The following is a 12,040-nucleotide window of genomic DNA, read 5'->3' on the forward strand; positions in this document are numbered from 1 at the left end:
CGATTCTGGCCTGTTTTCCGGAAATTTGCCCTAAAATATACTTTTCCTTGACCCAGCCAGAAACCCTCCACCGCCATTTCATCCTGCACAAGCCCTTCGGCTACCTCAGTCAGTTCATCGGAAACCCGAAGAACAAGAAGCTGTTAGGGCACTTATACGATTTTCCGGCAGGGACCATGGCAATCGGCCGGCTGGACCAGGACAGCGAGGGACTTTTGCTACTAACCACCGACGGCAAGATGAGCGAGTACGTGCGGGGCCGCAAGGTGGAGAAAGAATACTATGCGCAGGTAGACGGCCTCATCACGCCAGAGGCAATAGCCCGTTTACAGGAGGGCGGCATTGAGATTGCGCATGAAAAGCAGCCCTATTTTACCTTGCCCTGCTCAGCCTCCAGGCTAGACCCAGCCCCAGACGTACCGGAGCGCTCCCGTCGCGTCCGCGACGATCGGCACGGCCCCACCAGCTGGGTTTCAATCACGCTCACCGAGGGCAAAAACCGGCAGGTCCGGAAAATGACCGCTGCCGTGGGCTTTCCTACGCTACGCCTCATCAGGGTAAGGATAGGGGCCATAACCCTAGGGGCAATGGGCGTTGGTGAGGTGCAGGAAGTACCCCAATTCTCTTTGCAGCAAGAGATAGGTCCCACCACCTAAGAGGCCACCTTTGGCAAAATGTAAGTTCTACTTGTAATTCATGTTTTTTTGCTGCTCTTGATTGGAAATTGGCTAATTATTTATGGAACCATTATGGTTTTTTGCAAAATTTCTGCTTTATTTTCTCCATTTTGCCTCCAATTGTAAATAAAACGTTGTGTAACCAATAAGGAGGTTTGTTCATGCTGCTGAAGAATACTAATTTAGGGTTTCACTTTGCCGTGATTAAACCGGCAGAAGAATGGTGTTACTGCTTATGTAAAAGGTAGTTTTGATCAGGTTTCCAAATCAAAAAACAGCATACCTAAGAATAGAACCAAATATACCGGTAACTTCTTGGGCCAGAAGTAAACCCTTAGATCAATCCCCATGACCAAGGTACCCTCTTTAGACAAATTGCAGGAATTAGAGCAAAAGGTGCGTGAACTAGAGGAAAAGTGCGCCTTCCTGGAGCGGGTAGTGCATGAGGTACCGGCCAATATCTACCTTTCTGACCTGCAGGAAGGCGTAGTCTGGTGCAACAAAACCAATGAAGAAACGCTGGGCTATTCCCTGGAGGAAATCAGGCGCATGGGCGGTTTGGAGTACATGAAGCAGATTGTACACCCCGAGGACTTGAACATACCCGATGACAGCATTGCCCACTACCATGAATTCACGGGGGCCGAGTTTGGGGGTGTTTTCCGGGCCAAACACAAAGTGCAGGAAGAATACAAATGGTTTATGGGGTGGGCCAAGGCCTTCTCGCATGAACAAGATGGTCAGGTAAAAGAAATCCTATGCGTGGATGTAGACATGAGCCCGCGCATGAACACCGACAAACAACTGATTACCGCCCTGCAGGAGAACCTCCGGCTCAAAAACGAACTCCTCATCAGGAGCCTTAGCAAGCGCGAGATTGAGATCCTTTGCCTGGTGTGCCAGGGCAGAAGCTCCAAAAGTATTGCCAACCAGTTATTCCTGAGTGTGCATACGGTAAATACCCATCGGCGGAACATCCAGGCGCGCTTAGGCACCTCCAACGTAGCAGATCTGGTGGCGCTGGCCAAAGAAGCCGGACTGGGCTGAAAAAAGCCTCCGGATAAATACTGATTTTCTAAAAATAAGCCTTAAAACCATGGGCTTTCTGAACGGCCTTGGCATATGTCCGTTAAAATAAACCTATCTGGTATAAAGCAAATGAATATGTTGGCTTTCAAGGCAAAGCCATCATCCGTGAGATAAGATAAGGAAAGCCATTTCTTGTTTAGACCCCGATTTCTGAAAAACAAAGCGAAAACCGCGCGGGCTTTCGTTGGAGCGCTGGTCTGCGGCATACGCTGAAAGTATCTTTTCCTATTTTCTAGAATAAAGGGCAGAGGTACTTGGTTCTTGAGGTACATGCGAATTTCCCTTCCCAAAACCTGATTCCTATGGATGCTAATGTACGCGTTGGCCAGGATTACAAGTTCATTCCCATGTCATCGGTTTCCTCCGGTAAAATCTGGCAGGTCTGCCCCGATGTGTATTATTGCACAAACCAGATCGTGAATTTTGTGATGGTGGGTACCCCTTCGCACTGGGTGCTGGTAGATGCCGGCATGCCCAAATGCACAGAGGAGATCCTGGAGGTGGCGGAGGCGGTTTTCGGGAAAGATAACCAACCGGCTGCCATCATCCTCACCCATGGCCATTTTGACCATGTGGGCAGCCTCAAGGGCTTACTGGAGCATTGGCAGGTGCTGGTATACGCCCACCCATTTGAGTTTCCCTACCTTACTGGTCGTAAGGCCTACCCTGAGCCAGATTCAACCGTGGAAGGAGGGGTGCTGGCTAAGATTGCCTCTATCTATCCCAATGAACCCATTAACATAAGTGAGGCCATTTTGCGGCCCTTGCCAGAAGGCGGAGAGGTACCGGGGTTACCGGGTTGGCAATGGGTTCTTACGCCCGGCCATTCGCCAGGCCAGGTGGCACTTTTTAGGGAAGTAGACCGAACCTTGATCTCAGCCGATGCCGTAATCACCGTCAAACAGGATTCTTTCTACAAGGTGCTGCTGCAAACCGAGGAGGTACAAGGGCCGCCCCGCTATTTCACCACCGACTGGCAGGCGGCCTGGGAATCTGCGAGGAAACTGGAATTGCTCAGACCCAACCTGATGGTGCCCGGCCACGGGAAGCACATGTCTGGCACGGCACTTACCCTTGGCCTTCGGAAACTGGTGCGGGACTTTGACACCATTGCCATTCCCAAGCACGGCAAATTTGTGGAAGAGGAAGAGGAGGATAGTTAATCTTCCCCCGGGTAATTTCCTGAAAAGGCCTCGGCGGAACTACCCTCATTTTTCTGTCCTCCTGAAAGAGGTTAAAGCCTAATTGAAGGAGCCGTTAACCCTCAATCAGGAGGATAGAAAAGTAAATAAGGCTTCTGATTTGAAGGCTACCTTAAGATGGAGGTGCCCAGTTTCACTGCTAAAGCATCCTCTGCCAGAGCCAGTGCTGCATCTGGCAGTTTGGTGGCTTTGCCTAATTTCTTGCGCAGGAAATAGAAGGCGTAGCTAGAGGCCACCGCACCCACTATGCCCAGCAAACCTCCTGTAACCCTGCTTTCCCCGTTTAACTCCGCAATGGTAGCGCCCACCAAAGCCCCCGAGAAAACCCTGGGCAGCAATTCTATGGGTACTATGCGTTTAGGCACCTGCGGAAATTTATCGCCGAACATTTCTGCCACGGCCAGGATCTGCATGCCCGTAGCCACTCCAGATTTTTGCAAATAGTTTAGCTTAGACCCTGCCAGGCTAAGGGAGGGAGAATCTGAGAGATGGTTGGCGAGAATTGCCGGGGCGGTCATGGCGCGCATGCCCGCAATGGCACCCATGGCCAAAGCTTTCTGGTGGGTAGTGAGTGAGAGTTCCATAGTTTTGTTCTTGGTTTTAGAACCTATACGGAAGAGGTGGGTTTATTATAACCATGGCCGGAAACCTTTAGGCAAATGGAGGCTTTTTTGAGGTTGTTTTCTGAAAAACAGCCTTTACAACAAGATACAAAACTTAACCCGGCCAAAGGCAAAATATAGTACAGGGTTTAAAGTTTATCTGTTAAGGCAGCCCTCATATCAATCCTTCAGATATTTTTGCGAAAGGCAATTGTAGAAGTTTTGCCTATCTTTCTGTTTTACAGGGGCTCAGAAAACCAGATAAATTTTTCTGCCTTGGGCTATCAGGTCAATATTCACAGCATGCGATTCACTATTTTCCCTAATAAAATACTCACCCAGACAGTTCTCATCCTTTTTCTGATTACCGGGTTTTCCTGCGGCACCAAAGCCCAGCGGATTGAGAACAGAAAAAGCCAGACCTGGTTGCAGCAACACACAGAAGCGGCAAAGAACACGGTCCTTTTGAATAATCAGAATAGCCTGGTGCCCATCAAGAACCTGGAACAGCAGATAGCCAGTGTCTCTCTGCAGGCAACCTATGCCGCCCAGTTTGACAGCCTTTTGAACAAGTACACGGCCGTGACCGCTTTTCCCGCCGCAGCTTATGCCCAGGATGCTTCTTTTGACCGGCTCCTGAGCGACCTTGCCGCTTACCAAACCGTGATTGTGCAGGTAGGGGCCGCCGCGTTGGATGAGCCGCGCAACCTCAACCTTCTGCTGGAACTGCAGCGGCGTAAACAACTGGTGGTGGCGGCTTTCGGTGATCCTGAGCACCTGGAATTGGTAGATGGTTTAACTGTGCCGCTTATCTGGTGCAAAGAAGAATCTGCGGCGGCGGCAGGTTTTGCGGCGCAGTTGGTTTTCGGGGGGGTGCCTGCTTCCAATAGTCTGGCGCAGGATTATTCCGCTAAATACAGGAAAGCTCAGGGATTCAAAACCAAAGCCATAAGGCTCAAGTACAGCGTACCGGAAGAAGTAGGCATTAAGACCTCTGAATTGCAGGACCCAATTGACGCCATCATGACCGAAGCCATTCGGGCGCAGGCCACGCCGGGGGCGGTGGTGCTGGTAGCCAAAAACGGGAAGGTCATTTTCCAAAAAGCCTATGGCTCGCACACCTATGAAAACACCCAGGCCACCCAGATCTCTGATATCTACGATGTCGCCTCCCTGACCAAGATCTCGGCCACCACCATGGCCATCATGAACCTGTATGACCAGCAAAAAATAGCCCTTGATTCTTCTTTCGGGTATTACGTGCCCTCGGCCAGGATCACCAATAAGGCAGGCATCAAAATCAGGGATTTGTTATTGCACCAATCGGGTTTGCCGGCCGGGGTGTACCTGCCATTGCAAGCGCAGGATGTAAGCCGCATCCCAACGCCGCAGTACACGGTCAAAGCCTCGGACAGCGCTTTTATCCGAAAAGACTATTTTGATACCGTGCTCTGGCCGCGCATGCTCAACGCTAAAATGGGCGTAAAGGGCAAATACGTGTACGCCGATGTGAGTATGTTCTACTTAAAGGAGGCGGTGGAGCGGCAAGCCCAAATCTCATTGGATACCTTCGTGGCGAAGCAGTTCTATGGTCCTTTAGGCATGCAGACAGCCGGCTATCTTCCCCTGAACCGATTCCCCCAAAGCCGTATTGTACCAACCGAGTTTGACAACACTTTCCGGAAAACCTTGCTGCGCGGCTACGTGCACGACGGCGGGGCGGCCCGCATGGGCGGGGTGTCTGGGCACGCAGGTCTTTTCGCCACGGCCAACGATTTGGCCATTCTCTACCAGATGATGCTGAACGGCGGCACCTACGGCGGCAGAAACTACATCAACCCCGAAACGGTGGACCTGTTCACGAAAAAGCAATCGGCGGTGAGCCGACGGGGGCTGGGCTTTGACCGCTGGGACCCGGATTCCACTAAAATGTACCCTTCCCAATTGGCTTCGCCACAAACCTACGGCCATACGGGCTATACCGGAACCTGCGTCTGGGTTGATCCAAAAAGTGAGCTGGTGTATGTTTTCCTCTCTAACCGGGTGCACCCCAAAGTCTCTGATAAACTGATCTCCATGAAAATCCGGCAGCGTATTCTGGACGCCATTTATATTGCCATCCAGCGGAGAGAGAAAGCAACTGCTTCAGTACAATAGCTCCGCGCTTAACGGCTGATTTTACTAAAACAGGCCATAAGCTTGTCTTTCCGGAACGACTAAAGCAGGGGTTCAAGGTAGGGTATTCAGTTTGAAACTGTATCATATTACGCTGAAGGAGAGTCCTTCTTTTCCTTTGGTTCCGGTACCAGACCCCGGTCCTGGGCAGGTTCCTGTTCGGCTTTTCTTTCTTCTTTCATTTCCTGCGCCAGGAAGAAGTTGAGCGCCGTTCTGATGACTGCAATAGCACCTAGTTTACCAATCTGGTCCCAGGTAGGGGCAATGGCCGTGGAGAGGATATCTGCTCCCAATTGAAATTCCAGCGCCAGCGCCAGGTAGCGGGCCAGCACCAACCTGATTTTATTGTAACTTTCCACCTGCGGCGGGATCAGGCCTTTCACCAGATAAAAGAGGGCTATAAGCACTCCTATACCAATGATTAAGGCCCCAATGGTCTCAATAAACAGTTTCAAGCCCTGTACTCCCTGGATAATGGTTTGTTCAATTTCCCCGAAGGCAGGTTTGGCAATCTCCTCAGAACCTTGGTGCTGTAGCAAATAGTGCATGGCTGTTTTGTTTGGTAACGGTTTTCCCTTTAACGGGATTTGTAGAAATTAGCTGTACCTAAAAGCTAACTGAAACAGAAATGAAGGCCTTTTTATAACTTGATTTATAATCATGTTTTGTAGTTGTTTTAAGAAAATAAGCCTGTAAAAGGAGGCTTAAAAACTGATCTAAAAAGGATGACTTTTGGTTTTGAGCAATTGCTTTTATTCTTAATTGATACACCAAAATCTATTCTTATTATGTGGCTTAAAAAATGTTTTATATAGGAAAACGAATCCTGATACATCAGGTTGAAGTTTCTTTCGCCTTTCCAGGAGGTTCCCTTAGTTTGCTGTGTTGCAACAAAAGGACCAGGAAAGAGTTTAGAGAGAATAAACGCCTTTGATATTAAATACCAATATGGAAGACACTACGCAAAAAGATAAAACATATGAAATCGCCACGTTTGCGGGCGGCTGCTTCTGGTGCATGGTGAAACCCTTTCACAAGTACGAGGGGGTCATAGAAGTGGTCTCTGGTTACACCGGCGGTCACGTCCCCAATCCTACCTACGAGCAGGTTTGTTCCGAGACTACGGGCCATTACGAGGCAGTACAGGTAACATTTGACCCCCAAGTAATTTCATACCCAGAGATTCTCAACATTTTCTGGGAGGCTATTGACCCCACCGATGCCGGTGGGCAGTTCGGGGACCGGGGTTCAAGCTATAAAACCGCTATCTTTTACCACTCAGAGCAGCAGAAAGAGCAAGCCGAGGCTTCTAAAAAAGAAATCCAGAAAAATGGTCCTTTTGAAAGCCCCATTGTGACGCCTATTCTTCCGGCCGCACCTTTTTACCGCGCCGAGGAATACCACCAGGATTATTATAAGAAAAACCCCAGCCATTACGGAAGATATTATGTAGGTTCTGGTAGAGCCGGTTTCCTGGAGAGGAACTGGGGTAAAAGCTAAGCTTTGTTTTACTTTAATAAACTTTGAGGAACCATTTCAATAGAGTAGAATGAATTGGCTCAATTAAGAGATTTATTAAGCATGACAAAAATAGAGGAACAGTTAATCTGTTCCTCTATTTTTGTATCTATAACTACCTAAATGCTTTTCTTTAATCAAAAGTACCGGGATTGTATTTTAGCTCAAATCTGAACAAAATACCTTAAAAACGGGAAGCTAATTCCTCGGTTTGCAACTCAACCATGCGGTTCATGCCTGCTGTTTTTGCAAACATTACTTTTGAAAAAAGCTAACTAATGAAAGTGTCTGCTCCAATTTGGTTCAAAGCTTCATAATCTTCTTCAGACAAGGGAATGGATGCCGCTTTGAAATTTTCCTCCAGGTGTTTCACTTTGGAGGTCCCGGGGATGAGCAGGATGTTGGGTGACCGGTGCAGGAGCCAGCTAAGGGCAATCTGGTGGGGCGTTGCTCCGTACTTTTGGCTTACCTGATCCAGTGTTTCCTGGGCTTTCATGTTCCCGCCGCCCAGCGGGTACCACGGGATAAAAGCCATGGCGTTGTCTTCACAGTACATGAGCTCTGCTTCCCACTTACGATTATCAAAGCTGTACATGTTCTGCACCGATACAACCTCCACGTACTTTTGGGCAATCTGGATCTGCTCAACGTTTACTTCAGACAACCCGATGTGCTTGATCAGGCCCTGTTCCTGGGCATCCTGCAGAAACTCTAGCGACTGTTCAAACGGAATCTCGGGATCTACGCGGTGCAGCTGGTACAAGTCAATCCGGTCAAGTTTCAGGCGCTGCAGACTTCCCTCCAAGGCCTCCTTTAAATGATCTGGTTTGGCATTTATGGGCCACTGGTTAGGACCGGTGCGCAGCAAACCACCTTTGGTCCCGATGACCAGGTCTTTGGGGTAAGGGTACAGGGCCTCGGCAATGAGTTTCTCGGAGATGTTGGGACCGTAAGAATCGGCGGTGTCAATGAAATTGATGCCCAGTTCTACGGTCCTTTGCAATACCCTGATGGCCTCTTCCCGGTCTTTGGGTGGTCCCCAGATTCCTTCGCCGGTGATGCGCATGGCCCCAAAACCCATACGGTTGACCGTTAAATCGGCCCCAAGGCTATAGTTGGGGTTAAATGTTCTTGGTGTATCTGCCATAGTAGTAAATATGTTATGGTCTATGGATGTACCCTTTTCCAACGAAGAAGTTGTCACAACGCTGTTACCTTCAGGATACTATCCTCAAGAATTTATTTCCGTTTTTGGTGAGTTCTCGCAAAAACAGCTTCTAATCAGAAGGCCTATCATAGATAAGCATTACAGGTTTTGACTTTTGAAAATCTTCGGAATTAGGATGGGTATTACCGATTGTCCTCAGCAATTCCCCTTGCTTTGTTTAAGGCGGCCTTATACGTCTTAAGGGCCCTTTCTCTCGAAAAGGCATGGTCTACCATGGGGGAAGGATAAGCGGAGGTGCCCACTTCTGGTACCCACTTTTTGATATACTCCTTGTGCTTGTCAAATTTCTTGGCCTGGGTCTCAGGATTGAAAACCCTGAAGTACGGCGCAGCGTCACAACCGGTGCCGGCACACCATTGCCAATTACCGTTGTTCGCGGCCATGTCGTAATCCAGCAATTTCTGGGCAAAATAAGCTTCGCCCCAGCGGTAGTCAATGAGCAGGTGTTTTACAAGAAAACTGGCCGCTATCATGCGCACCCGGTTATGCATGAAACCCGTTGCGTTGAGTTCCCGCATGCCGGCATCCACAATGGGGTAACCGGTTGTGCCATTGCACCAACGCTCAAACTGATCTTCCTGGTTAATCCAGGCCATGTGCTCATACTCCAGGTTAAAGGGCCGGCTGGCCACGTGCGGAAAATGGAAAAGAATCATCATGAAGAACTCGCGCCAGATCAGTTCTCCCAGCCAGACGGAATTCAATTCCACGGCTTTCCTGGTCAGTTCGCGCGCACTCACCGTCCCGAACCGCAGGTGCAGCCCCAACCTTGAGGTGCCCGCCAATGCAGGTAAATCCCTGGTAAATTCATAAGTTCTGATGATAGTTTCGGGCAGTTGGGCAGGAGGGAAGAGGGTGTCCCCGCTAGGTGTAAAGCCCATCGACTCTAAACTGGGGATAGGTTGGGTATCAGTTTGGAGAAAGTTTTGCCGGTACTTTTCTGTAGGGTAAGAAGAAAGGTAGAAGTCTGAAAGCGTGCTCATCCACTTTTTCCGGTAGGCCCCAAACACCCGATAAGGCGTCCCATTGTCCTTCACCACTTCCTTTTTCTCGAAAATCACCTGGTCTTTAAAAGTCCGGAAAGCGATCCCTTTCTCCTCCAGAAAATTTGCCACTTTCTGGTCTCTGGCAATAGCGGCAGGTTCGTAATCGTGGTTCGCGTACACGGCTCTCACTTCGCATTGCTCTGTAAGTGTTTGCAGCACCTCCAGGGGCTTGCCATACTTAACTACCAGGGTAGAACCCAAGGCTTGCAACTCCTGGGATATACCTGATAAGGTTTGATGGATAAATTCCACCCTACGATCTGGGCCCGAGGGAAACTGGTCTAAAATTTCCTGGTCAAAAATGAAAATCGGCAGCACCGGAAACCCCGAGGTGAGCGCATGGTAAAGTCCGGCATTATCTGTCAGCCGGAGATCGCGACGGAACCAGAAAAGAACTATGGGTACTTGCAAAGGAAAAGGCTTGAAATTTTGTGGTGTTTAAATAAATAACCCTTCAGGAGAAGGTTTTGTTTTGGATGGGTAAGCCGCCAATCCAAATACAGCAAAGTGTATAGCCTGTTTTATCCTTCACAACCTGGCGGCAAGAACTTTTAAGGGCTTTCTTAGTAGGAGTATAAAATGGAGAATATGGCCCACATCTTTTTCCATGGCCGCCTGCAGGACTTCTTACCAAAGCACCAAAGGCAGAAATGGTTTAATTATTCATTCACGGGAGCACCTGCCCTCAAAGACGCTTTGGAAGCCTTAGGCGTACCTCACCCCGAAATTGGAAGCATTCTCCTTGAGGGGCAGCCCGCCGCGTTCCTGGATTCCTTACCTCGGGGAGCACGGGTGGAGGCGTATCCAATAGTTTGTGAAGAGAGTTACGAAAGGCTGCCTCCATTGCAAATAAAGAGCCCGGTACCTGCCTGTTTTGTGCTGGATGTGCACCTGGGAAAACTGGCGCGTTACCTGCGTTTACTGGGATTTGATACCCTTTACGAGAACCATTATGATGACCAAACCATAGCGCAGCTTGCCGCCAAGGAACAGCGAATTGTGCTTACCAGGGATATCGGCCTGCTCAAACAGAAAGTAGTTGTGTGGGGCTACTGGCTAAGGTCTCAGCATTTGGAAACGCAATTAGCGGAAGTGATGAAGAGGTTCGGGCTGAAGTCCCAAACTCAGCCATTTACCCGGTGTATGGCGTGTAATGGGAGCATCGCCGAGGTTCCAAAGGAATCTATTTTGCCCCTGCTACAACCCAAGACCAAAGCGTACTTTCAGGAATTCTACCAATGCCCCATTTGCCAGCGGGTGTACTGGAAAGGCTCTCATTATGACAAAATGCAGGGTTTTCTGGAGCGGCTATAGTCAAGCGTTTCCAGGGGCTTTTAACAGAATTAGATTGAAAGCAGGAAAATCTCCCAATTATAAATAACAAGTTCTCAAGGAGTTCCTGCAGGTAAAGGCATCGGCAGCCTGTATTCCTTTTCCCTTATTCATGCACTTCCAAGATTATATGCTTAATTAGTACTTGGAATATTTTGCTGATTCCCCAAATCACTGATATCATACCTGATTATGAAAGTAAGAAAAGCTGTCATTACAGCGGCCGCCCGCGGCGAAAGACTATACCCCGTAGCTGATACCGTTCAGAAAGCCATGTTACCAGTGGTGGACATTGACGGCCTGTCCAAACCCGTTATCCAGATCATTGCCGAGGAAGCTTTTGCCAGTGGCATTGAGGAAATCTGTGTGGTTTGCGCCCCCGGCGATGGTCCCCGCTATCAGGAGGCTTTCACCTCTCTCCGCAATAACCTTATTGAGTCTTTTTCCGGCACCGATTGGGCCAAAGAAGAAGCCGAAAAAGTAGACAACCTGCGCACCCGCCTCCAGTTTGTAGAACAGACTGAGCCGTTGGGTTTTGGACACGCGGTTTACTGCGCCCGCGACTTTGTCAAAGAAGAGCCTTTTTTGCTTTTGCTGGGCGACCATTTATATGTTTCTGACCTGGTACGCCAACGTTGTACTACCCAGTTGATCAACCTGGCCGTGCAGGAGGGTTGCGCGGTATCGGCGGTAAACCCCACCATTGAGCACCAGATCCATCGGTACGGCACCTTAACGGGCAAGCACCTGGCTAACCAGAAAGGAGTTTACCAAATTGACCGGATCATTGAGAAACCTTCTTTGAGCATCGCCGAGTTGGAACTGCAAACTCCTGGCTTAAGAGCCGGTTATTACCTCTGCTTCTTCGGGATGCACGTTTTAACGCCTACGGTTTTCGGTATTTTGGAAGCGAATCTGAAAAACGGCAGCCAAAACGTACAACTCACGCCCGCTTTGCAGGAATTGGCTGCCACGGAGAAATACCTGGCGCTGGAAGTCAAGGGCAACCGCTATGATCTCAGTAAAAAGCAAGGCTTGCTACAGGCTCAGATTGCCCTTGGTTTAGCTGGTCAGGCCCACGATGAAACCCTTACGTCCATGGTGGAACTCCTGGCCGAGGCTAATCAGCGGAAAACCAACTAAGGCATAAAATGCGCTTTATTCAGGACGT

General features: G+C 49.3%; 11 protein-coding genes. 7 read left to right on the plus strand and 4 right to left on the minus strand.

What is annotated here, in order from left to right:
- Positions 1-47: 47 nt before the first annotated feature.
- The 3 genes from J3P34_RS11550 (at position 48) to J3P34_RS11560 (ending at position 2,929) form a co-directional block, all read left to right on the plus strand.
- Positions 48-656, plus strand: a complete 609-nt coding sequence (locus tag J3P34_RS11550) for a pseudouridine synthase (protein WP_210488850.1) — start codon at positions 48-50, stop codon at positions 654-656.
- Between the two features lie 369 nt (positions 657-1,025).
- Positions 1,026-1,724 (plus strand): LuxR C-terminal-related transcriptional regulator, encoded by a 699-nt coding sequence (locus J3P34_RS11555; protein ID WP_210488851.1) that lies wholly within the window; start codon positions 1,026-1,028, stop codon positions 1,722-1,724.
- A gap of 344 nt (positions 1,725-2,068) precedes the next feature.
- Complete coding sequence (locus J3P34_RS11560) at positions 2,069-2,929, plus strand: MBL fold metallo-hydrolase (RefSeq protein ID WP_210488852.1); 861 nt, start codon at positions 2,069-2,071, stop codon at positions 2,927-2,929.
- A 146-nt stretch (positions 2,930-3,075) separates the two neighbouring features.
- Here J3P34_RS11560 and J3P34_RS11565 read toward each other — a convergent pair whose 3' ends face one another.
- Positions 3,076-3,552, minus strand: a complete 477-nt coding sequence (locus J3P34_RS11565) for a DUF4126 family protein (protein WP_210488853.1) — start codon at positions 3,550-3,552, stop codon at positions 3,076-3,078.
- 321 nt (positions 3,553-3,873) lie between these two features.
- On the opposite strand from J3P34_RS11565, the gene J3P34_RS11570 reads away from it, so the two are divergent.
- Complete coding sequence (locus J3P34_RS11570) at positions 3,874-5,727, plus strand: serine hydrolase domain-containing protein (protein WP_210488854.1); 1,854 nt, start codon at positions 3,874-3,876, stop codon at positions 5,725-5,727.
- A gap of 107 nt (positions 5,728-5,834) precedes the next feature.
- Here J3P34_RS11570 and J3P34_RS11575 read toward each other — a convergent pair whose 3' ends face one another.
- A complete protein-coding gene (locus tag J3P34_RS11575; protein WP_210488855.1) occupies positions 5,835-6,293 on the minus strand; it encodes a DUF1622 domain-containing protein in 459 nt (152 codons plus the stop codon).
- A 400-nt stretch (positions 6,294-6,693) separates the two neighbouring features.
- Between J3P34_RS11575 and msrA the strand changes: the two genes are divergently transcribed.
- Positions 6,694-7,245, plus strand: coding sequence for a peptide-methionine (S)-S-oxide reductase MsrA (gene msrA / locus J3P34_RS11580; RefSeq protein WP_210488856.1), 552 nt, complete (start codon positions 6,694-6,696; stop codon positions 7,243-7,245).
- A gap of 289 nt (positions 7,246-7,534) precedes the next feature.
- On the opposite strand, the gene J3P34_RS11585 is transcribed toward msrA, so the two are convergent.
- Positions 7,535-8,410: an aldo/keto reductase gene (locus J3P34_RS11585; protein ID WP_210488857.1), complete on the minus strand. Its 876-nt coding sequence runs from the start codon at positions 8,408-8,410 to the stop codon at positions 7,535-7,537.
- A 203-nt stretch (positions 8,411-8,613) separates the two neighbouring features.
- A complete protein-coding gene (locus tag J3P34_RS11590) occupies positions 8,614-9,948 on the minus strand; it encodes a cryptochrome/photolyase family protein (RefSeq protein ID WP_210488858.1) in 1,335 nt (444 codons plus the stop codon).
- A 177-nt stretch (positions 9,949-10,125) separates the two neighbouring features.
- Between J3P34_RS11590 and J3P34_RS11595 the strand changes: the two genes are divergently transcribed.
- On the plus strand, positions 10,126-10,851 hold the full coding sequence (locus J3P34_RS11595; protein WP_246853687.1) for a Mut7-C ubiquitin/RNAse domain-containing protein: 726 nt from the start codon (positions 10,126-10,128) through the stop codon (positions 10,849-10,851).
- A gap of 210 nt (positions 10,852-11,061) precedes the next feature.
- Positions 11,062-12,012, plus strand: a complete 951-nt coding sequence (locus J3P34_RS11600) for a UTP--glucose-1-phosphate uridylyltransferase (protein ID WP_210488860.1) — start codon at positions 11,062-11,064, stop codon at positions 12,010-12,012.
- The last annotated feature ends 28 nt before the right edge of the window (positions 12,013-12,040 follow it).

The sequence above is a fragment of the Rufibacter aurantiacus genome, from assembly GCF_017916345.1.
Lineage (GTDB): Bacteria > Bacteroidota > Bacteroidia > Cytophagales > Hymenobacteraceae > Nibribacter > Nibribacter roseolus.